We start from the raw sequence: 21,630 nt of genomic DNA on the forward strand, positions 1-21,630 counted from the left end.
TCCAGGACGAAGCCGGGCCGTGCCGGAGCACGGCCCGGTTCCGAGCGTCTTAGCCCTTGCCCTTGATCTGGGCGTTCCAGTGGGTGATCCAGGCGGTCTCGTTCTTGCCGATCACGTTCCAGTCGACGTTCATCGGCTTGAGGTCGAGCTTGGTCAGCCACTCGGGCTTCTCGGCGATGTCGACAGCGGGGATCTGGAAGTAGTCCTTGGCCAGGCTGGCCCGCAGCGAGTCGTCGAACAGGAACTCGAGGAACTTCTTCGCGCCCTCGCTGTTGCCGCCCTTGACCGCGGCCACGCCGTCGACGAGCACCGGCGCGCCGGAGGCCGGCATGACGTAGCCGAACGGCATCTTCTCGTTGGCCTGGAGCAGGATGTCCTGGAGGTTCCAGGCGCTCACCACGCCCTGCTCACGCGACATCTTCAGGTAGAGGTCGCTGGGGTTGGCCGCGTACTCGACGGTGTTGGCGTCGAGCTTGCGCAGCCAGTCGTAGCCGGGCTGCGGGTTGGACCCGTCGGCCGTGAAGCGCTGGATCATCGAGGCGTAGATCGAGCGCATGGTGCCGGAGGCGGCCACGTCCCGGATGATGATCTTGTCTTTCCACTTCGGGTCGACCAGGTCGTCCCAGTCCTTCGGCGCGGTCTCCGGGGTCAGCGCCTTGTTGTTGTACATGATGACCTCGGGCAGCAGGATCTCGCCGAACCAGCGGCCCTCGGCGTCCTTGTACCGCGCGTCGATCTTCGAGGCGAACGACGGCTGCCAGGACTCCAGCAGGCCCTCGGACGCGCCGGCGGCGAGGCCCTGCTGGGTGCCGCCCCACCAGACCGACGCCTGCGGGTTGGCCTTCTCGGCGCGGACCCGCTCCAGCACCTCCTGGGCGCCCATGTTGAGCACCTCGACCTTGCCCTTGTACTCGGGGTTCTTGGTCGTGAACTGCTCGACGACGTAGTCGGTGACCGACTTGTCGCGGGCACTGTAGATGACGACCTTCTCGGCCGACGCGGAGCCGGAGGAGCCGGTGTCCTTGTCGTCGTCGCTGCTGCCGCACGCGCTGACGGCCAGCAGCGCGCTGAACGCGACGGCCAGGGCCAAACGACGTTTCATTGGTACCTCCATTTTGCGGGGGAACTATCGGGAGCGGGGAAAGACGGTGTGCGATCCCGACCCGGGGCGCCGGCGGGTTCGCCGGTTCCCCGGGACGGGGTCGAAGGTCCGCGGATCGCGCCCGGACCGGGGCGCGCCGCATCGCGCCGCGACCGGTCGTCCGGGATACGGACGCGGTCGCCGCGACGGTGACGGTGACGGTGGGGTGGGTGTCGGGGTCGGGGTCGTCGGGGGCCGGGGTCAGGTGGTGGTCAGGGAAGCGAGGGTCGGGGCACCGCGGCCGAGAGCGCGTAGCTGATGGCTCCGTGCAGCACGGCCTGGTCGCCGAGGGTGGCCCGGCGTACCTCGGTGGGAGCCGGGGTCCGGGCGGAGACGAGGGTCTGTAGCTGGTCGAGGGCCGCGTCGTCGAGTTCCGCCGCGGCGCCGCTGAGCAGCACCAGCCCCGGATCGACGACGCAGGCGCAGGAGAGGATGAGCCCGGCCCAGGCGCCGAGGACCTCGTCGAGGTACTCGCGGGCGGGCGCCGAGGTCGCGGCGAGCCCGCTCAGCTCCCGTACCGGTGACTCGGGCCGGCGGCCCGGGTTGAGCGCGACGACCCGCTCCGCGATGGCGTTGACCGACCACCGGGCCTCGAACTCGCCGACGCCGCTGTAGCGGCGCTCGGTCGCGCCGCCCAGCGGCAGGAAGCCGACCTCGCCGGCGGCTCCGCTGGCGCCGCGGCGGACCTTGCCGTCGAGCACGAGGCCGGCGCCGATGCCGTCGGCCACGTGGATCAGCAGCAGGTTCGCCACGTCCGCGCCGGCGCCGGCCACGCACTCGCCGGCGGCCATGAGGTTGACGTCGTTGTCGACGACCACGGGTACGCCGAGCCGCCGTTGCACGGATTCGCCGATCGGCCACGCCTCGACCAGTCCGACCGACGGCGCGAGGCGTACCGCGCCGTTGCTGGACACGCCGGGCACCGCGATGGCGACGCCGCGGAGCGAGGGCAGGTTGTCGCCGACCAGGTCGAGGACGAACTCGCAGACGGTCTCCACCACGTTCGCGCCGAGCCGTGCGACGCGGTGCGCGATGACCGCGCCCTCACTGTCGGCGATCTCGCAGCTGATCCGGGGCGGCTCCAGCGACACCGCCGCGACGAGCTCGGCGCGGGGGTTGAACTCGAGCATCTCCCGGGGCCGGCCGGTGGTGGGCGCGCCGGGACCGCGTTCGATGAGGTAACCCTCGGCGACGAGTTCCCGCACGAGCGCGGTCACAGTCGCCGCCGAGAGGCCGGTCATCTCGGCCAGGTCCACGCGGGACAGCCGCCGGGCCTGCCGGGCGGCCAAGATCACCGAGAGACGCTTGATCTCACGGGACCGCTCACGGCTGACCGGACTGGTCGGGGCTTTGTCAGACACACTTTCTTCCTAGTGAGAAAAAATTCTGGCGTCAAGTAACGAGATGATCTCGGTCCGCCGACCAGGGAAAATTCTTCGGCCGACAAGCCGGTCGCGCCGGGGCCAGCCCGACATGTCGCGCAAAACCGAGCCCTGTGGTCCACATTGGGGTGCCAAACCTGGACAAAGACTGCCCGCACGTCACGGCCGGCCTCCGGATGATCGCCCTGAGCAGGGGCGATCGTTTATTCGGATAAGGAAGAAAGTCGTCCGGAGCTATTGACGACGCCTTCGCAAGATCCCTAGGTTACGGCCCGAAGGCCTTCCGGTGGACCGACGTCGCCACCGTGCGTACCGCTCACGCCGTGACGGTGCGCGAGCACCACCATCCCGTTGTCGAGCACCACGACCCCCGAGGACCTCACGGTCCTCTGTGGACAGCTGTCTGCAACACGGCCCGGCACGAGCCACCGTGTCAGCCGGCCCGTGCCGGGCCGACCGTCCCCAGCCGCAGCACTCTCGCTTCGAGACGAAGAGGTATGCCCATGAGATGGCGCACCAGCGCGGCGATCGCCATGTGCGGTCTGCTGTCGTTGGGCCTGGCCACTCCGGCCCAGGCCAACCCCCAGCAAGCATCACCGAAGCCCCAGGCCAAGAAGTCCGACAAGCCGGTCGACCTGGACATCATGTTCATCGGCGCCCACCCGGACGACGAGGCCGGCCAGCTCGGCATGCTCGGATACTGGAACGAGTATCACGGCATGAAGGCCGGCGTCATCACCACCACCCGCGGCGAGGGCGGCGGCAACGCCACCGGTCTCGAGGAGGGCCCGGAGCTCGGCATCCTGCGGGAGGCCGAGGAGCGCAAGGCCGTCGGCTGGGCCGGCGTCGAGCACATCTACAACCTGGACGCGCTGGACTTCTGGTACACCGCCAGCGCTCCCCTGACCGAGGAGGTCTGGGGCCACCAGGAGACGCTGTCCCGGATCGTGCGGGTCCTGCGGACCACCAAGCCCGAGGTCATCCTCACGATGAACCCCTCGGCCACGCAGGGCAACCACGGCAACCACCAGAAGGCGGCCATGCTGGCCGTGGAGGCCTTCTACGCGGCTGCCGACCCGAAGGCGTTCCCGGAGCAGATCAAGAAGGAGGGCCTCCAGCCCTGGCGGGCCTCCCGCATCTTCCAGACCGGCGGCAGCGGCACCACCGGCACCAACGGCCCCGCCTGCGAGACCACCTTCACGCCGGCCGAGGCCAGCAACGTCGTCTTCGGCACCTGGCAGGGCTACGAGTCGGCGCGCCACGACGGCAACCGGTGGAACACGGTCCAGACCTGGGCCCGCCGGGAGTACGTGTCGCAGGGCTGGGGCAACAGCTCCTTCCCGACGACCGACCCCGACGCCATCGGCTGCAACCGGCTGACGCTGATCGACACCCGCACCCCGTACCCGGACCCGAACGTGGGCGCCGGCACCGGTGCGCTCCAGGGCGCCACCCTGCGCGCCCAGGGCGGCCTGCCGCTGGGCACCGAGGTCCACGTGCGTCCGCGCACCTGGGAGGCCGTCGCGGGCCAGCCCATCAAGGTGGACACCGTCCTGTACGCCGAGAAGGCCGTCCCGGGGGCCAAGGTCACCCTGAACGTGCCGGCCGGCTGGACGGTCACCGGCAACGGCAACGTGGGCACGCTGACCCCGCGTAAGGAGGTCGTGAAGACCTTCACGGTCACCCCGCCCGCGCAGGTCGAGGTGGGCACCCGCTTCAAGATCGACGCCACGCTGACCAGCAAGAAGGACGGCAGCGGCACCAGCAGCGCCCGGGTTCAGGGCACCGCGCCGGTGCGCGGCACCCTGGAGCCGCTGGAGGAGATCGCCGACTTCCGCGCGTGGACCGTGCGGAACAAGACCCAGCAGCTCGACGCGCTCATCGAGTCCCTGCTGAACATCCCCAGCGGCGGCACCCGCAGCGTCAAGGTCAACCTGACCAACCACGGCACCCGGGTCGAGTCCGGCGCGGTCAAGCTGAACGTCCCCGCCGGTTTCTCGGTGGCCGAGCAGCAGGTGCCGTACAGCGGGCTCCGGCCGGGCGCCAGCACCTCGGTGACGTTCACAGTCACCAACACCGACACGTCGCTGCCGACGGCCAACCGGGCGCCGGACAACGGCGCCTACCGGGTGCAGATCGAGACCAGCTACACCGGCGGCAGCGCGAACGAGCCCGGTGCGTTCAACCTGGTCCCGGTCACCACGATCCCGAAGGCCGCCAGCGCGCCGACCGTCGACGGACACGCCCACGACAACGAGTACACCGGCGAGGTCATCGACATCTCCACCCGCTGGGAGGGCACCGCCGCCCCGGCGTCGGACATCTCCGGCACCGCCCAGCTGACCCACACCGACGACGCCCTGTACGCCGTCTTCACCATCACCGACGACGTGCTCGGCACCGTCCTGCCGCCGGAGGACTGCAAGCGTCCGCGGCGTAACGACAACATCGAGTTCGGCATCGACCCGCGCGGCAACTCGGCGAACACCTCCACGGTGTTCAACATGGCGCTCTTCCCGGCCACGAAGGACCCGGCCAACGGGAACCCGCCGTGCTTCGCCCGGGAGCGGGACAACCACCAGGGCGGCCCGGAGACCGCGCCGGGCGTGGAGATCGCCTCCGTGGTGACAAGCAGCCCCTACACGGGTTACCGGATCGAGGTCAAGATCCCGTTCAGCGTGCTGCCGGACGCCGTCGACCCGAACCGCATGGGCCTGAACATCCTGGTCAACGACTCGGACACGCAGGACCTGTCCGCGCAGACCCGGGTCGGCTGGTCGACCTGGAGCGGCGTACGGGCCGACCCGTGGCGCTGGGGCAACGCGACGCTGCCGGCCCTGGCGGCGAAGCCGTCGGCGCCGAAGGCTCCGATCATGCCGGACACCGCGGCGCAGAGCGTGGACTCGCCGCAGACCCTCCTGCAGTCCGTCTCGGACGGGGTGGCGCCGGGCGGTTACGCCAAGCTGCCGGACGGCACCGTGAAGATCAAGAAGGTCACCCGCACCGCGAGCAAGGTGTCCGTGCAGCTCCAGGTGAAGAAGGCGGGCACCGCCCGCGCCTTCCTCTGGGACGGCACCCGGGTCGTGGCGGAGACCACCGCCGCTCTGCGCAAGGACGGCACGCTCGTCCTGCCGCTGAGCGGGTCGCTCCCGGCCGGCACCTCGCTGCTCGTCTCGTACGAGCACGGCGGCGCCACCACCGCTCTGGCGAAGAAGATCTGCTGAGCGGACGTTGATCGCGTCGACCTGACGCACACGATGGGCCGGGCCGGCAGGCCCGGCCCATCGTGCCGTCCGCGTCACCCGGGTCGTGCCCCGCTCAGCGGGCCGGTGCCGGGACCGGTGGTGGCGGGTGACACCTCAGCCGGCCGGCGCCACCAGCGGCGCGACGCCAGCGCGGCCAGCCCGGCGCCGGCGGTGTTGAGCAGGACGTCGTCCACGGAGGAGACGCGGTCCAGCCGCAGGACGTACTGCGCGACCTCGACCAGGACCGAGCAGCCGGCCGCGAGCGCCAGGATCCGCGGCACCGACGCCAGCGCGGCGAACCGCAGCGGGCCGAGGAACCCGAGCGCCGCGAACACCAGCAGGTTGCCGACGATCTGGACCGTCACCGTCAGCGGCCCGCTCGCGAGGACGGTGAGCAGGTCCCGAAGCGGCACCAGGCTCACCCGGCCGGGAACCACGCCGGCCCCGTCCCCCGGCAGCATGATCATCCAGACCCACGGCACGGTCCCGTAGACGATGCCCACCTCGGCCAGCGACCTCCGCCACGCCGGCCCCGCCCCGCCGCGCCGTCGGGCCAGGACCCACACCGCGAGCGCAGCCGCCGGCAACGCGGCCACGGTGAGGAGCACGACCCCGTTGATCGTGCCGAACCAGCCGTGCCATCCCTCGATCACGCCGCCTCCACCCGTCCCGCCCCGGATCCGCCGCACCCGCACCGGGCCCGTGCGGTCCGCTCAGGGTGCCACGCCCGCGCCGACAGGTGACCCCGGCCCGGACATCGCGTATGCGGAGCCCGCGCTTCCTGCCACCGGATTCGCATTCCGCCGCCCGGCCGGTCCCGAATCCCTGCCGATCCGCTGATTTACCGGCCGGCATTTCGGCGCGACCCGAAGGGCGCGCCGTTCCGTCCTCACCGGCGTTCCGCGCTCGCCCATTCCACCACCGAGGCGCAGCCTCCGTCCGGGGCGACAGTGGCGTTCCCGCAGATGAACCCTGGTCGGACGGGCGGAAATTGCGCATCGGCATTCGCTGTACCGGTGGGTGAAGAAAGACTCGCCTAACCAAGGTTAGCCTTATCTTCGTCGTTCGGTATTCGGCGTGGAAACGGCTCCTTCCGGCCGCCAACCCCGCATTCCGTTGTTAAGGTGAGCATGATCCTCACTGACGGCCGACGGGTTTGAGGACCGGCCGCACGGCAAATACCAGATGGCATTCGAGCACCACGAGGCCGGCCGTTCGCTTCCGCCGGCCCGCATGACTTGGAGGCACCATGAAGACCCTGTTGCAGTCTCCGCCGGTACGTGAATGCGCCGCCACCGCGTGCAGCTTCAACGACAACGGCTGCCACGCTCCCGCGATCACCGTGGCGGCGTCCGCCGACGCGGCCTCCTGCGCGACGTTCGTCGAGTCGTCGCTCAGCGGCGGGATCGCGGAGGTCACCGGCGCGGTGGGCGCGTGCGCGCGGGCCGAGTGCGTGTTCAACACCAACCTGGCCTGCACCGCCGAGTCGATCACCGTCGGTCCGGGCGCCACTGTCAGCGACTGCCTCACCTACCAGCCCGCCTGACAGAACCGGACACCACGCTCGTACGGGTCACGACGGTCACCGTCGTGACCCGTACGGCATGCGCGGCACCCGACCCGCCGTTGCAGAGGTAAGCCTTACCTACTACCGTCTGACCTGGGCCGACTTCACCCCTTCCCGGCCGAGGAGACAGACATGGCGTTGCACCCCGCCGGGCGTCCGGCCCCGCCGGCCGGCGTCGTCCCGGTCGCAGGGTCGTCGGCGGGCGGTACGGGCACCTCCTCCACGCCCCGCGACGCCGTCGCCGCCCGGTGCGTGCTGACCGCTGCCTCCTCGCTGCGGCTCACGCTCGGCGACACCACCGCCGACCTCCTCTCCGCCCACGCCGTCCTCCCCGACGGCACGATCGTCCTGGCGGTCGACGCGATGAGCCGCACCGGCGGCATGCTGGTCGCCGCGCGCGGCCACAGCGGCGCGGTACGCCTCGACGTGACCCACCTAGCCCCGGTCGCCGTGCGCTCCCGGGTGCGGTCCCGGCTGCGGATCCTCGGCACGGCCCGCCGGTTCGACCCGGCCGTCCTCGACGCCTGCGACCCGGCCACCGTGATGTCGCTGCTCGACCTGCCCCCGCTGGCGCTGTGGGCCGTCGAGCCGGACGAGGTCGTCCTCGACCGGGCCGCCGATCCCGTCGCGGTGGACCTCGGCGCGTACCGCGCGGCCCGGCCGGATCCGATCGCCGTCGACGAGGCCGCCCACCTCGCGCACCTGACGCGCTGCCACCGCGACGTCCTCGACCGGCTCGGCACGCTCGTCGACCCCACAGTCACAGCCGGTTCGGCGCGCGTCGTCCCGGTCGCGCTCGACGCCGAGGGCATCGTGCTGCGGGCGGAGCGGCCGGACGGTCACGCCGACACCCGGTTGTCCTTCGCCCGCCCGGTCACCGCCGGTTCCGGCCTGGCCGAGGCGCTGCGCACGCTGCTCGCCTAGCCTGCCGCGCCGATCATGGAAGCCGGACGACAGCGGCGGCGACGAGGCGGCCCACCGGTGGAGGGATGCGTGTCCGGCGAGCCTCACTTCCTCCGGACACCCTGGCATGGCAACTGCCTGCTCGGCGACTTGCACGCTGATTAGACAGATGTCAACCTAGGGACATGTCGAAGCAGCAGGCGCCGATCCCACTCGTCGACCTCAGCGCCGACGCGCCGTGCTGCCCCCCGCTGGCGCAGCGCCGGGTTCCCGCCGAGACGGCCGCGGTGCTCGCGCCCGCGTTCAAGGCCCTCGGCGATCCGGTACGGCTGCAGCTGATGTCGATGATCGCCTCCGCCGAAGGCGGCGAGGTGTGCGTGTGCGACCTGACGCCGGCGTTCGACCTGACCGGGCCGACGATCTCCCACCATCTCAAGACGTTACGCGAGGCGGGCCTGGTGGACGCCGAGCGGCGGGGCACCTGGGTCTACTACCGCGCGCGGCCGCAGATCCTGCGCCGGCTCGCCGGCCTGCTGTCGATCGAGCCGACCGCCGCGACGCAGCGGTAGGCCGCCGTACCGCACGGCGCCCTGTGCTTCCGCCCAGCGATCCGGCCGATGCCGGCTTGACGGCTCCGAGGTTACTCAGCAACAATTGAGTCAATGGAAACTGAGCTTACTTCTCTGGCCGAGCGCGCGCGGATCCACGCCGCGCTGGGCGATCCGGCCCGCCTGGCCATCGTGGACGCGCTCACCCTGGGCGACGCCTCCCCCGGGGAGATCGCCCACGCCCTCGACATGCCGACGAACCTGGTCGCCCACCACGTCAAGGTCCTCACCGACGCGGGCCTCGTCGTCCGGGGCCGGTCGGAGGGCGATCGGCGGCGCACCTACCTGCGACTCCAGCCGGCCGCCCTCTCCGCTCTCGCGCCGCCACCGCTGGCGGGTGTGCATCGGGTCGTCTTCGTATGCACCCACAACTCCGCCCGCTCGCAGCTGGCCGCGGCGCTGTGGAGGCGACGCACCGACGGCGACGCCGCGTCCGCCGGCACCAGACCGGCGCCGCGGGTCCATCCCCGCGCGGTCGCAGTGGCCCACCGCCACGCACTCGACCTCGACCCGACCGGCACCGCACACGTCGACGACGTCGTCCGAGACGACGACCTGATCGTCGCCGTCTGCGACAACGCCCACGAGGAGCTCACCGGGCCGATCCGCCCCCGCCTGCACTGGTCCGTGCCGGACCCGGTCCGCGTCGACACCGACGAGGCGTTCGAGGCGGCCTACGCCGACCTCGCCGACCGCGTCGACCGCCTCGCCCCCGCCGCCACGTCGGGAGACACCCGATGACCGGCACCAGCGCCCGCATCCACCAGGAGATCGGGGTACGCGCCGGCACCGACAACCCACGGGAGTGCGCATGAGCACCGCCACCAGAGCCGACCACGCCCCACCGGTGGTGGCACGCCTGTCGCGCCTCGACCGGTTCCTGCCGGTCTGGATCGGCCTGGCCATGGTCGCCGGTCTGCTGCTCGGCCGGATCGTTCCCGGCCTGGACGACGCTCTCGGCGCCGTCGAGGTCGGTGGCATCTCCCTGCCCATCGCTCTCGGCCTGCTGATCATGATGTATCCGGTACTGGCCAAGGTCCGCTACGACCGCCTCGACACCGTCACCGGTGACCGGCGTCTCCTGGTCTCGTCGCTGGTCCTCAACTGGATCGTCGGTCCCGCCGTCATGTTCGCCCTGGCCTGGGTGTTCCTGGCCGACCAGCCGGAGTACCGCACCGGTCTGATCATCGTCGGCCTGGCCCGCTGCATCGCGATGGTCATCATCTGGAACGACCTGGCCTGCGGCGACCGGGAGGCGGCGGCGGTCCTCGTCGCCGTCAACTCGGTGTTCCAGGTCCTCGCCTTCGGCCTGCTCGGCTGGTTCTACCTGTCGGTGCTGCCGGGCTGGCTGGGCCTGGACGGCGCCGCGCTGGAGGTCTCCGGCTGGGACATCGCCGGCAACGTGCTCGTCTTCCTCGGCATCCCACTGCTCGCCGGCTACCTCTCCCGCCGCGTCGGCGAACGCGCCAAGGGTCGCGACTGGTACGAGCAGCGGTTCCTGCCCAGGGTCGGACCCGTCGCCCTGTACGGACTGCTGTTCACCATCGTCGTGCTGTTCGCCCTGCAGGGCGAGGCCATCACCGGCCGGCCGGCCGACGTGGCCCGCATCGCTCTGCCGCTGCTGGCCTACTTCGCCCTCATGTGGGCCGGCTCCTACCTGCTCGGCCGGGCCATCGGCCTGAACTACGAACGCACCACCACCCTGGCGTTCACCGCGGCGGGCAACAACTTCGAACTGGCCATCGCGGTCGCGATCGGCACCTTCGGGATCGCCTCCGGCCAGGCCCTGGCCGGCGTCGTCGGCCCGCTGATCGAGGTCCCGGTCCTCGTCGGCCTGGTCTACGTGTCGCTGTGGGCCCGCGCCCGCCTGTTCCCCACGCCGGGAGCCCGGCCATGAGATGCCTCGACTGCGCCGCGGCACGCCGCGCGGCGACCACCGGAATCATGGAGACCCGATGAGCGACAAGCCCAGCGTCCTGTTCGTCTGCGTGCACAACGCCGGCCGTTCCCAGATGGCCGCCGGCTGGCTGCGCCACCTCGCCGGCGACACCGTCGAGGTCCGCTCCGCCGGCAGCGCACCCGCCGAGACCGTCAACCCCGCCGCCGTACAGGCCATGGCCGAGGTCGGCATCGACATCACCGACCAGACCCCCAGGCTCCTCCGGTACGAGACGGCGGAGTCCTCGGACGTCATCGTCACCATGGGCTGCGGTGACGCCTGCCCCGTCTTCCCCGGCAAGCGGTACGAGGACTGGAAGCTCGAAGACCCCGCGGGCAAGGGCCTCGACGCGGTACGCCCCATCCGGGACGAGATCCGCACCCGGGTGGAACGACTGCTCGCCGAACTGCACCCCACCGCCTGACCGGATGATCCGGTCCTGGTTGCCCGGGCAGGTGGCCGCCATTGGTGCAACGATGCAAGCGTGGGAACTGCGAAAACTGCCACCCCTGCCATCTCGCCACTTGCCGGCGAGCCGATCAAGCGTGCCGATGCCGAGCGGCTCGCGGGAGTCCTGAAGGCGTTCGCCGACCCGGCCCGGCTGCGCCTGCTCAGCCTGATCCAGTCCGCTCCGGAGGGCGAGGCGTCAGTCAGCGACCTCACCGCGCCGCTCGGTCTCTCCCAGCCGACCGTCAGCCATCACCTCCGGATCCTCACCGAGGCCGGCCTGCTCGAGCGGGAGAAGCGGGGTGTGTGGGCGTACTACCGCCTGGTGCCGTCCGCGATCTCGGCGATCGCCGAGTCGTTGACCCCGCCTCGTAAACGGCCGACGAAGAAGGTCCGCTGAGCAGAGGACTGCCGGGCTGCCGCGCGCACCCCCCGGCCTGACCGGGTCGCGCCCCGGGGCGTCAGCCGGCCACCGGGAAGTTGGACCGGACGAGGCCGTCCGGGTCGTGGCGGCGCTTGACCGCCCGGAGCCGGGTCAGGACGGCGGGGGTGAACGCGTCGGCCACCGTCTCGTCCGGGTTGAGGAAGGTCACCGGCTTGCGCCCGCTGACCGGCAGGGCGGCGGCCAGGGCCCGCTGCCGCGCCGTGACCGCCGCCGGGTCGGTGGCGACGCCGAACAGGTAGAGCGCGTACGGCTCGGTGAGCGGGCCGTGCGGGCTGTCGGAGTACCGGGCGAGGGCGCCGCCCAGGTGCCGGAGCTGGACGCTCAGCAGCGGGGCGATCGGGTCGGCCAGCAGCGCCCCGGCCGCGTCGTCGTCGAGGCGGGTCAGCAGTTCGGCGCGGGAGATGCCGGGGCTGGGGGCGGTGGGTTCAGCCGTGATGCCGCCGAGTTCGGTGACCGGCATGATCCGCCTGCTGTCGGAGATCGGCGCGGGCAACCGGTCCAGCGGTGCGAGCAGGTCCCGCGCCCCGGTCCCGTCGCCGAGATGGGTGACGTCGAGGGCCACCATCGGGTCGGCGCCGGGGAGGTGCAGCAGGTCCATCCAGACGGTCAGCTCCTCGGGCGCGGTGGCGGTGATCCGCCGGAACGCCCGCAGCACGTCCGGCGCGTGCGCCGCCGCCCACATCATGCGTCCGCCGTACAGCTCCGGCGCGGGGTGCAGCGCGATTTCGAGCGCGGTGACGATCGCGAAGTCTCCGCCACCGCCGCGCAGCGCCCAGAACAGGTCGGGGTCGGTCTCGGCGGTGACGCGCCGGTGCCGCGCCTCGGCGTCCACGACGTCGAACGCGGTGACCGCGTCGGACACCCAGCCGTACGCGCGGCCGAACCAGCTCAGCCCGCCGCCGAGCGCCACCCCGGTCACGCTGACCACGGGGGAGCTGCCGGGCAGCCCGGTGAGCCCGTACGGCGCGGCGGCGGCCTGGAGCCGGCCGGACGGCACACCCGCGCCGACCCGGGCCCGGCGGGCGGCCGGGTCGATCTCCACGGTGTCCAGGCGGCCGGTCCGCAGCAGGATCGCGCCGTCGGCGCGGCCGGTGGCACCGTGCCCGTTGGGCTGCACGGCGATGCTCAGTCCGGCCGGGCGGGCGTACCGGACGAGCGCGGCGACGTCGTCCGCGTCGGCGGCCTCGACCACCGCCGCCGGTGACTGCGCGACGGTCAGGTTCCAGGCCCGGCCGGCCACCTCGAACCCTTCGTCCCCCGGCAGCAGGACCCGGCCCCGGACGGTGGAGCGCAGCGGGTGCGGGGCGTTCATGATCGTGTCCATGAGCCCACACTAGGGTCGGAAAAGACCCGGACTAGGGTGCATTCGCATGACGGATTCGTGGGCCAATCCGGCGCGACGGCTCGGCAGCGACCTGCATCTGGAACTGTCCGGCGCCGGCGGCCGCCGGTCCGCGCTCATCCGCGCGCTGCGCGACGCCGTCCGGGACGGGAGACTGGCCGCCGGCACCCTCCTGCCGCCGTACCGGTCCCTCGCCGCCGACCTCGGCCTGGCCCGCAACACCGTCGCCGCCGCGTACGCCGAGCTGGTGGCCGAGGGATGGCTGGTCGCCCGGCAGGGCTCCGGGACGCGGGTGGCGCCGCGCGCCGAGCCCGCCCGGGTCGCCCGCGTCCCGAGGCAGACGCCCGCGCGTCCGGCCCCGGCCGTGCACCACCTGCGGCAGGGGCAGCCGGATGCCGCCTCCTTCCCGCGCGCCGCGTGGCTGGCGTCCACGCGCCGCGCCCTGACCGCCGCGCCGAACGAGGCGTTCGGGCCGGGCGACCCGCGGGGCCGCCCGGAGCTGCGCCGGGCACTGGCCGGGTACCTGGCGCGGGCGCGGGGTGTCCGCACCACCCCGGACCGGATCGTGGTGTGTTCGGGTGTCGCGCACGCGCTGCGCCTGCTCTTCGGTGGCCGGGTTCTGCGCGGACCGCTGGCGGTGGAGTCCTACGGCCTCGCGTTCCACCGCGCGGTCCTGGCGGCGGCAGGCGTCCGCACCGTCCCGCTCACGCTCGACGCGGACGGCGCCCGCACCGGGGAGCTGACCGACCTCGCCGGGGTACGGGCGGCGCTGCTCACGCCCGCGCACCAGTTCCCCACCGGCGGGCCGCTGCATCCCCGGCGGCGCCTCGCCGCGCTGGGGTGGGCGGAGGGCCGGGACGGACTGGTGCTGGAGGACGACTACGACGGCGAGTTCCGGTACGACCGGGATCCGGTCGGCGCGGTGCAGGGCCTGGCCCCGGAGCGCGTGGTCTACCTGGGCTCGGTGAGCAAGAGCCTCTCCCCCGCGCTGCGTCTGGGCTGGATGGTGCTGCCCGAACGGCTCGTCGGCCCGGTGCTGGACGCCAAGGGTGAGCGGGAGGCGTGGGCGGGCGTGACGGACCAGCTCACCCTCGCCGACTTCCTCGACTCCGGCCGGTACGACCGGCACGTGCGCCGGATGCGGCAGCGGTACCGCGCCCGCCGCGACCGTCTCGTCGCCGCGCTCGCCGCCCGCGCCCCGCACGTCACGCCGACCGGCGTCGCCGCCGGGCTGCACGCCGTGCTGCGCCTGCCCGCGGGCACCGAGCGCCAGGTGGTCGAGGCCGCCGCCGCTCAGTCGATCGCGCTCGACGGGCTGGCCGGTTTCCGCCACCCGGACGCCACCATGCCCGCCCTCGACGGCCTCGTGGTCGGCTACGCCACGCCGCCCGAGCACGCGTACGCCGCCGCGCTGGAGGCGCTGTGCCGGATCCTTCCCCCGGACCCGCTCCCCCACCGGCCCGGCGGGCCGGCCCTTGAGGACCGCGGCCCGACCCGGTAGAAACGGCGGGACCGACAGGAGAATCAGCCATGACCGATACCGACGGACGGTTGTCCGCGACGCCGCGTACGACGCTGCGCCGGATGAAGGAGAAGGGGCACCGCGACCGCGCCGCCCTGTTCGACGTGCTCCGGGCCGCCTTCGTCTGCCATCTGGGCGTGCTGGTCGACGGCGGCCCGATGGTGGTGCCGACCGTCTACGGCTTCGACGACCGGCACCTCTACCTGCACGGCTCGGTGGCCAGCCGGAGCCTCACCACCGACGCCGAGGTCTGCGTCACGGTCACAGTGGTCGACGGCCTGGTCCTGGCGCGCTCGGTGTTCGAGCACGGGATCAACTACCGCAGCGCGATGGTCTACGGCCGGCCCCGGTGGGTGACCGACGCCGAGGAGAAGCTGTACGGCCTGCGGCTGCTGACCGAGCACGTGGCCCCCGGCCAGTGGGACCACGCCCGCCGCCCGAACCGGCGGGAGCTGGCGGCCACCGCGCTGCTGGCGCTTCCGCTGGCCGAGGCGTCGGTCAAGACGCGCAGCGGCCCGCCGGACGACGGCGACGGCCCGGACGCCGCCCTCGGGCTCTGGGCCGGCGAGCTTCCGCTGGTCGCGCGCTGGCAGCAGCCGGTGACCGACCCGGCGCTGCCGCCGGCGACGCCGGTGCCGGCGCACGTCGCCGCGCGCGACGGCACCCGCGCCGACCAGGGCTGACCGGCCGGGCGGGCCCGGTCCGTCTACCGGAGCTGGCGGGCCACCTCCGCCAGCGGCAGCCGGGGCTGGACGGCCGCGCGGGCGGCCACCACAGCCAGCGCCCGGGGTACGCCGGCGCAGTGCGCGATGATCTCCCGCACCGCCGCGCGCTCGGCGGTGAGGCGACGCTCGCCGAGGCGGGCGGCCAGCAGGTCCCACGCCTCGCCGGCGGCCAGCTCGTCGACCACGACCGGGCACGCGGCCTCGCCGACGACCAGGCCGGTGAGGCGGTCCCGGCTGGTCACGACCACCATGCAGCCGGGTACGCCGGGCAGCAGCGGCCGTACCTGGTCGGCGTCGCGGGCGTCGTCGAGCACGATGAGCATCCGGCGTCCGGCGAGCGCGCTGCGGTAGAGCCCGGTGCGCGCCGCCGGCCCGCACGGGACGCCGCCGGGTACGTCGAGCGCCTCGATCAGACCGCCGAGCGCCTCGGCCGGCGCCACCGCCGCCCTTCCCGGGTCGCTGCCGCCGAGCTGGACGTGCAGCACCCCGTCGGCGAACCGGGCGGCCGACCGGTGCGCCCAGCGCAGCGCCAGCGCCGTCTTGCCGATGCCGGACCGGCCGGACAGGACGCACACGACGACGCTCGACATCCGCCGCGGTCCCCCGTCGAGCAGCCGGTCGAGTTGCCGCAGTTGTGCGGAACGGCCGGTGAAGCCGGGAATCTCCAGCGGTAGTTGCATGGGGCGGATCCGGGCCGCGGACGCCGGGTGGGCGGGCAGGCCGAGGACCTCACGGAGCAGCCGGACGGTCGCGGGCCGCGGACGGGTCACCCGCGACGACTCCAGGTTGCGGATGCTCCGGACGCTCAGTCCGGTGCGGGCGGCCAACTCCTCCTGTGTCAGGTTGGCCAGTCGCCGCGCGGTAGCGATTTCATGACCCAACGTATCCATGTAGCCGATCACAGCGTCGTCTCCGTACCGGTTCTGGTGGATTCATGCCGGTGGACCACCGAAGCCGAGGCCGCTGAGCGGGCAGTCAGCAGCGACATTGCCGGTGATCTGCCGGTGAAGCTCCTGTTGGCCAGACGAGGTTAAGTCCACAGTGGGTCCGACGCTATCGACCGGAGTCGAATCGACGGTCGACGAGACGGGCCCTTCCCGGCATCGGTGCAGCGTCGCAGAAGCAGCACTTCCGGTCACTCTCCGCAAACCTCAGACCCGTCCGGCGCGGGCCCGGCGGGCAGCGCGCCGACCAGGAGGACGAACATGCGAAGGTACGTCAGCGACACCGCCGAACTCACCGACGAGTACGGCATCCGGATCGGCCGCTGGACGCAGTACCGCGATCTCGGCCCGTTGCCGTTCGACGCCATGTGGTGCGTGATCCCGCCCGGTGGCAGCAGCAGCGAGGACGTCCACCCCGAGGTCGAGTTCGCCGTGGTGACCCGCGGCACGGCCATCTACGAGGCGGGCGGCGAGAAGGTCGAGGTGCCGACCGGTGGCGTGATCCTGCTCGAACCCGAGCAGAGCCACGTCATCCACAACCCCTCGCCGGAGCAGCCGCTCACCATCCTCAGCATCTACTGGATGCCCCGGCCCGACGACGCGGCGCAGGCCGGCGCGGACGACGGAGCCGGCCGTGACTGACGGGGCGGCCACGTCCTCCGGCGTGGTGCTGGTGGTGACGCCGCCACCGACGCCGAACGGGCCGCTGCACCTCGGGCACCTCAGCGGCCCGTACGTCGCCGGGGACGTCGCGGCCCGCGCGCTGCGTGCCGCCGGCCGGCGGGTGGTGACCCAGTGCGGGCTGGACGCGCACCAGAACTACGTGCCCGCCCGGGCGGAGGCGCTGGGCGAGACCCCGGCGGACACCGTCGCCCGGTACGGGTCGTCGATCCACGCCGCGCTGCGCGCCGCGCGCATCCGGTACGACGTCATGGCCGACCCGCTGGCCGACGAGGGCTACCGCCGGGCGGTCGCGAGCCTGCTCACCGAACTGGTGGAGGCGAAGGTGGTGGAGGTCGCCCCGGTGTCGCTGCGCGCGTGCGCGGCCTGCGGGCGGACCCTGCACCACGTCCGGGTCGCCGGGCGCTGCCCGGCCTGCGGCGCCGGCGCGAACGGCGGCACCTGCGAGGGCTGTGGCGGGTTCTGCACCGCCGCGAACCTGGCCGGCGCGCGGTCGACCTGCTGCGACGCCGCACCCGAACCGGTCACCCGCACGGTCCCGGTGCTGCGGCTCGACGAGCACCGGGAGCGGCTCGCCGAGTTCTGGTCCCGTGCGGTGCTGCCGCCCCGGCTGCGGCGCCTCGTCGCGTCGTACCTGGACGGCGGGCTGCCGGAGGTGCCGCTGGCGTACCCGACGGACTGGGGCATCGAGTGGGACGACGGCCTGCGCATCGACGTCTGGGCGGAGATGGCCCTGGCCAACCTGGTGCTGCCCGCCCGCCACCTGCGGCCGGACGCGGACACGCTGGCCGGGTACCTGGACGCGTGGCGGGACGTGGACGAGCAGTGGATCTTCCTCGGGGTCGACAACGCGTTCTACTACGCGCTGCTCATCCCGGCCCTGCACCTGGCCGCCGGGCTGCCCGACCGGCCGACCGGGCTGGTCGTCAACGAGTTCTACCGGCTCACCGGCGCCAAGTTCTCCACCAGCCGCGAGCACGCGATCTGGGCGCACGAGTTCCTGGCCACCGAGGACCCGGCTGTGGTACGGGCGTTCCTGAGCTGGGACCGGCCGGACAGCTACGAGTCGGACTTCCGCCCGGAGGCGTACGAGGCGTTCGCCGCCCGGTACGCCGCGACCCTGGCCGGCACCACCGCCGGCCTGGACGGCGTGCTGGCCGACACCGAACTGACGCGCGGCGAGCAGGCGCTGCGGCTGGAGCACTTCGACCCCGCCACCGCGGTCCGGGCGGCGCTGGCCGCGTACCCCGGTGCGCCGGAGCGGGCGGCCCGGCTGCTCGGCGTCGTCGGCGGCGCGGAACCGGCGGGTTCGGATGGGTGAGCCGCGCGTGCTCGTCGTCGGCGCGGGCATCAGTGGCGTCCTGCTCGCCCGGCGGCTGCGGGACGCGGGCGCCGACGCGGTCCTGATCGGCCCGCACGGCGGCGGCGCGGCCGGGCGGCCCGCCGACGCGACGGCCGCGTCCGGCGGACTGATGCGTGCCTTCGAGCCCGACCCGGCCGCCCGGTCCCTCGCCGCCGCGAGCCTCGCCGAACTGATGGCCGATCCGTCCCTCGCGACAGCGGCCGGGTGGCGGCGGACCGGCTCGCTCTACCTGCTCGACGCCCGGGCGGCGGCCGGCGTGGACGGCGCCGAGGTGCTGACCCGGGCCGAGGTCGCCGACCGGTTCGGCTTCGCCGGGCTCCCGGACGGCACGGTGGGGATCTGGGAGGACCGGGCCGGCTACCTGGACCCGGACCGGCTGCGCCGGACCGTCCTGCGTGGCCTCGGCCGGACCGAGACGGCACCGGTGGGCCGCCTCGACGACCGCGTGGTCGAGCTGCGCGACGGCCGCCGGCTCACCGGCGACCTCGTCGTCGTGGCCGCCGGGGCCTGGACCCCGCGTCTGCTGCGCGCCGCCGGGCTGCCGACCTCGCTGCGCACCAAGCACATCCAGTACGCCCACCACGTCACCGGCGTCGCCGAGCTGCCGTGCTTCGTGGACGAGACCAGCGGCCTCTACGGCCGGCCGGCCGGTCCGAGGCGGGTGCTGCTCGGGCTGCCCAGCGACAGGTGGGACGTCGACCCGCCGTCCCCCGAGCCGGACGCCGCACTGGCGGCACGGGTCCTGACCGTGGCGGCACGGCGGCTGCCCGGCCTGGACCCGCGACCGGCCGGCCCGCCGGTGAGCGCCACCGACTGCTACAGCGAACCCGCCGGGCTGGCCCTGCGCCACGTGTCCGGTGCGGTGCACACCTTCACCGGCGGCAGCGGCGGCGCCGCCAAGACCGTCCTGGCCGCCAGCCGGCTCGCCGCCACCGCCCTGCTGAACACCCGAACCGCGATCCCTGTCCCCCACGGCCAGACAGAGGCAGACTCATGACGCAGACCTTTCACACAGTGGGAATCGGCGCCGGGCCGGCGAACCTGAGCCTCGCGGCGATGTACGACACCCTCGCGCCGCACGACATCGCGCTGTTCGAGGCCCGCGACCAGCCGGGCTGGCACGACGGGATGCTGCACAGCGGCGTCCGCATGCAGACCGGCTGGGTCAAGGACCTGGTCTCGCTCTACGACCCGACCCACCCGCTGTCGTTCCTCAACTACCTGGTCACCACCGGCCGGGTGTACGCCCTGCTGGGCGCCGGGTTCGACACCATCCCCCGGATCGAGTACCAGCAGTACCTGGTGTGGGCGGCGGGCCGGCTGCCGCGCATCACGTACGGCACCCGCGTCGACCGGGTCGAGTTCGACGGCGCGCTGGTCAGCCGCAGCGGCGGTGCGGAGGTCGCCCGCTCCCGGCACCTGGTGCTCGGCAGCGGGACCGTCCCCTTCGTACCGGAGTTCCTGGACGCCCTCGACCCGCGGCACCTGTTCGTCGCCGACGAGCTGCACCAGCGCCTCGCCACGGTGCCGGACGAGCCGGACCTGCCGTGGATCGTGATCGGCAGCGGCCAGACCAGCGCCGAGTGCGTCGCGGCGCTGCTCGCCCGCGGGTGCCGCGACATCAGGTGGATCGGGCGGCGGTCGTGGTTCGCCCCGCTGGAGGACTCCCCGTCGGCGAACGACCTGTACCGGCCCGCCTACCAGGAGGCGTTCCTCACCCTGTCCCGGGACGTGCGGGAACGGCTCGTCTCCGGTCAGATCCTGACCAGCGACGGCATCTCCCCGGGCACGTTGCGCGGCGTCTACCAGCACAACTACGAGGAGCGGCTGCGCACCGGCCGGTTCCCGGTGACGATCATGCCGAGCCGTACCGTGACCGGCGCCCGGCAGCTCGACGGGGAGGTCGAGCTGGAGTGCCTGACGGCCGGCAGCGGCGAGGAACGGCACCGGGCGGTGAACCTCGTCGTCGCGGCGGGACGCCGGCAGGCGCCGCTGCCCTTCGACCCGGAGCTGACCGCGCTAATCGACCTGGACGAGCGCGGTGAGCCGGTCATCGAGTCGGACTACTCGATCCGGTGGAAGCACGCCGACGACCACAAGATCTTCGTGCTGAACCGGGGGCGGTACGTCCAGGGGCTCGTCGACTCCAACCTGAGCATCCTGCCGATCCGCAGCGCGATGATCCTCAACTCGATCGCCGGCCGCACGGTCTGCCGGTTCCGCGACGACTACCTGAGCACCCGATGGGCGTGAGCGCGATGACATCGTTCGACTACGACGACCGGATCTTCGTCTCCGTCGACCACGCCGGTGACGCCGATCAGCTGCGGGGGCACTACCACCAGCGCGGCGACCTGGTCTGGGCGGAGATCTCCGGCGGCCCGGTACGGCACGGACGGCTCGCCGGCACCTGCGACGCGCAGGGCGTGGTGCGTTTCGCGTACGTGGAGGTGCTCACCGACGGCAGCATCGTGGTCGGCGAGTGCGAGTCGCGGCCCGAGCGGCTGCCGGACGGCCGGATCCGGCTGCGCGAGCAGTGGCGCCGGCACGGGCCGCGCCGCGACAGCGGCGTCTCCGTCATCGAGGAGGCCGCCCCGGCCCGCGCCGAGGCGAGGGAGGAGCAGCGTGTCTGACATCCAGATCGTCAGCTTCGTCGCGGCGAGCCTGCTCATCATCATCGTGCCGGGCGTCGACTTCGCCCTGGTCACCCGGCAGACCGTGCGGTACGGGCGGCGGGCCGGGTTCGTGGTGCTGGCCGGGCTGTTCGCCGCCGCCCTGGTGCACGCCTCGCTCGCCACCGCCGGCCTGTCCGCCCTGCTGGTGTCCTCGCCGGCGCTCTACACGGTGCTGCGGGTGGCCGGCGCGCTGTACCTGCTCTACCTGGGCGGCACCATCCTCTGGGCCACCCGGCCACGACGCGCGACCGCCCCGGCCGCGCAGCCGGTCACCGTGGGCGCGGGCGGCCCCGGGCCGGACGCGGACACCGGCCCGGTCGCCGCGCCGGAGACGGTGGCCGCCGACGAGCCGCACGTGGCCCGGCGCTCGTTCGTCATGGGCGTCACCAGCCAGCTGCTGAACGTCAAGGTGGTCGTCTTCTACGTCTCGTTCGTGCCGCAGTTCGTCAAGCCCGGCGACGGCGCGGCGGCCCGTACGGCGGTGCTGGCCGCCACGTTCATCGGCCTCGCCGTGCTCTGGTGGGCCTGCTACATCCTGCTCATCGACCGGTTGCAGCCCTGGCTGACCCGGCCGTCGGTGCTGCTGGTGATCGAACGGCTGACCGGGCTGATCCTGATCGTCCTGGCGGTACGGATCGCGCTGAGCCACTGACCTGCATCACGGCGCCCGCCGGCCCGGCCGTCCAGCCGGTCCGGCGGGC

Annotated in this window: 21 protein-coding genes; 16 read left to right on the forward strand and 5 right to left on the reverse strand. The window is 73.1% G+C overall.

Annotated features, from left to right (window positions below; genetic code table 11):
• Positions 1–49: 49 nt before the first annotated feature.
• Both MICAU_RS18840 and MICAU_RS18845 read right to left on the reverse strand, forming a co-directional pair.
• A complete protein-coding gene (locus MICAU_RS18840) occupies positions 50–1,102 on the reverse strand; it encodes an extracellular solute-binding protein (RefSeq protein WP_013286936.1) in 1,053 nt (350 codons plus the stop codon).
• Positions 1,103–1,353: 251 nt separating this feature from the next.
• Complete coding sequence (locus MICAU_RS18845; protein ID WP_013286937.1) at positions 1,354–2,502, reverse strand: ROK family transcriptional regulator; 1,149 nt, start codon at positions 2,500–2,502, stop codon at positions 1,354–1,356.
• 524 nt (positions 2,503–3,026) lie between these two features.
• Here MICAU_RS18845 and MICAU_RS18850 point away from each other — a divergent pair.
• Positions 3,027–5,747: a sugar-binding protein gene (locus MICAU_RS18850; protein WP_013286938.1), complete on the forward strand. Its 2,721-nt coding sequence runs from the start codon at positions 3,027–3,029 to the stop codon at positions 5,745–5,747.
• 74 nt (positions 5,748–5,821) lie between these two features.
• Here the strand turns inward: MICAU_RS18850 and MICAU_RS18855 are convergent, their stop codons facing one another.
• On the reverse strand, positions 5,822–6,421 hold the full coding sequence (locus MICAU_RS18855) for a VanZ family protein (RefSeq protein WP_013286939.1): 600 nt from the start codon (positions 6,419–6,421) through the stop codon (positions 5,822–5,824).
• A gap of 596 nt (positions 6,422–7,017) precedes the next feature.
• Here MICAU_RS18855 and MICAU_RS18860 point away from each other — a divergent pair.
• The 7 genes from MICAU_RS18860 (at position 7,018) to MICAU_RS18890 (ending at position 11,632) form a co-directional block, all read left to right on the forward strand.
• Positions 7,018–7,314 (forward strand): DUF1540 domain-containing protein, encoded by a 297-nt coding sequence (locus tag MICAU_RS18860; RefSeq protein WP_013286940.1) that lies wholly within the window; start codon positions 7,018–7,020, stop codon positions 7,312–7,314.
• A gap of 153 nt (positions 7,315–7,467) precedes the next feature.
• On the forward strand, positions 7,468–8,259 hold the full coding sequence (locus MICAU_RS18865; RefSeq protein ID WP_013286941.1) for a DUF2470 domain-containing protein: 792 nt from the start codon (positions 7,468–7,470) through the stop codon (positions 8,257–8,259).
• Between the two features lie 164 nt (positions 8,260–8,423).
• A complete protein-coding gene (locus tag MICAU_RS18870; protein WP_013286942.1) occupies positions 8,424–8,807 on the forward strand; it encodes an ArsR/SmtB family transcription factor in 384 nt (127 codons plus the stop codon).
• A 93-nt stretch (positions 8,808–8,900) separates the two neighbouring features.
• Positions 8,901–9,587, forward strand: coding sequence for an arsenate reductase/protein-tyrosine-phosphatase family protein (locus MICAU_RS18875; RefSeq protein ID WP_013286943.1), 687 nt, complete (start codon positions 8,901–8,903; stop codon positions 9,585–9,587).
• A 70-nt stretch (positions 9,588–9,657) separates the two neighbouring features.
• Positions 9,658–10,743, forward strand: a complete 1,086-nt coding sequence (gene arsB, locus MICAU_RS18880; protein WP_013286944.1) for an ACR3 family arsenite efflux transporter — start codon at positions 9,658–9,660, stop codon at positions 10,741–10,743.
• A 58-nt stretch (positions 10,744–10,801) separates the two neighbouring features.
• On the forward strand, positions 10,802–11,209 hold the full coding sequence (locus MICAU_RS18885; RefSeq protein WP_013286945.1) for an arsenate reductase ArsC: 408 nt from the start codon (positions 10,802–10,804) through the stop codon (positions 11,207–11,209).
• Positions 11,210–11,269: 60 nt separating this feature from the next.
• On the forward strand, positions 11,270–11,632 hold the full coding sequence (locus MICAU_RS18890; protein WP_013286946.1) for an ArsR/SmtB family transcription factor: 363 nt from the start codon (positions 11,270–11,272) through the stop codon (positions 11,630–11,632).
• A gap of 61 nt (positions 11,633–11,693) precedes the next feature.
• Here MICAU_RS18890 and MICAU_RS18895 read toward each other — a convergent pair whose 3' ends face one another.
• Complete coding sequence (locus MICAU_RS18895; protein WP_244879623.1) at positions 11,694–13,001, reverse strand: FAD-binding oxidoreductase; 1,308 nt, start codon at positions 12,999–13,001, stop codon at positions 11,694–11,696.
• Between the two features lie 46 nt (positions 13,002–13,047).
• Here MICAU_RS18895 and pdxR point away from each other — a divergent pair, with 46 nt between their 5' ends.
• Complete coding sequence (pdxR, locus tag MICAU_RS18900) at positions 13,048–14,520, forward strand: MocR-like pyridoxine biosynthesis transcription factor PdxR (protein ID WP_013286948.1); 1,473 nt, start codon at positions 13,048–13,050, stop codon at positions 14,518–14,520.
• Positions 14,521–14,549: 29 nt separating this feature from the next.
• Positions 14,550–15,224, forward strand: a complete 675-nt coding sequence (locus tag MICAU_RS18905; protein ID WP_013286949.1) for a pyridoxamine 5'-phosphate oxidase family protein — start codon at positions 14,550–14,552, stop codon at positions 15,222–15,224.
• A 23-nt stretch (positions 15,225–15,247) separates the two neighbouring features.
• Here MICAU_RS18905 and MICAU_RS18910 read toward each other — a convergent pair whose 3' ends face one another.
• Positions 15,248–16,156, reverse strand: coding sequence for a helix-turn-helix domain-containing protein (locus tag MICAU_RS18910; protein ID WP_221488056.1), 909 nt, complete (start codon positions 16,154–16,156; stop codon positions 15,248–15,250).
• A gap of 315 nt (positions 16,157–16,471) precedes the next feature.
• Between MICAU_RS18910 and MICAU_RS18915 the strand changes: the two genes are divergently transcribed.
• From MICAU_RS18915 to MICAU_RS18940, 6 genes are read left to right on the forward strand one after another with little or no spacing between them, the layout of a single operon-like run.
• Positions 16,472–16,852, forward strand: coding sequence for a cupin domain-containing protein (locus MICAU_RS18915; RefSeq protein WP_013286951.1), 381 nt, complete (start codon positions 16,472–16,474; stop codon positions 16,850–16,852).
• Positions 16,845–18,212 (forward strand): class I tRNA ligase family protein, encoded by a 1,368-nt coding sequence (locus tag MICAU_RS18920; RefSeq protein WP_013286952.1) that lies wholly within the window; start codon positions 16,845–16,847, stop codon positions 18,210–18,212. The genes MICAU_RS18915 and MICAU_RS18920 overlap by 8 nt, the downstream gene beginning before the upstream one ends.
• A complete protein-coding gene (locus MICAU_RS18925; RefSeq protein WP_013286953.1) occupies positions 18,205–19,251 on the forward strand; it encodes an NAD(P)/FAD-dependent oxidoreductase in 1,047 nt (348 codons plus the stop codon). Before MICAU_RS18920 ends, MICAU_RS18925 begins: the two co-directional genes overlap by 8 nt.
• Positions 19,248–20,507 carry a lysine N(6)-hydroxylase/L-ornithine N(5)-oxygenase family protein gene (locus tag MICAU_RS18930; protein ID WP_013286954.1) on the forward strand — a complete coding sequence of 420 codons (1,260 nt, stop codon included), beginning with the start codon at positions 19,248–19,250 and terminating at the stop codon, positions 20,505–20,507. The genes MICAU_RS18925 and MICAU_RS18930 overlap by 4 nt, the downstream gene beginning before the upstream one ends.
• Complete coding sequence (locus MICAU_RS18935; RefSeq protein ID WP_013286955.1) at positions 20,498–20,887, forward strand: avidin-fold protein; 390 nt, start codon at positions 20,498–20,500, stop codon at positions 20,885–20,887. The genes MICAU_RS18930 and MICAU_RS18935 overlap by 10 nt, the downstream gene beginning before the upstream one ends.
• Positions 20,880–21,581, forward strand: coding sequence for a LysE family translocator (locus MICAU_RS18940; protein ID WP_013286956.1), 702 nt, complete (start codon positions 20,880–20,882; stop codon positions 21,579–21,581). The genes MICAU_RS18935 and MICAU_RS18940 overlap by 8 nt, the downstream gene beginning before the upstream one ends.
• Positions 21,582–21,630 lie beyond the last annotated feature (49 nt).

Source organism: Micromonospora aurantiaca ATCC 27029 (assembly GCF_000145235.1).
In the GTDB taxonomy this organism is placed as follows: domain Bacteria; phylum Actinomycetota; class Actinomycetes; order Mycobacteriales; family Micromonosporaceae; genus Micromonospora; species Micromonospora aurantiaca.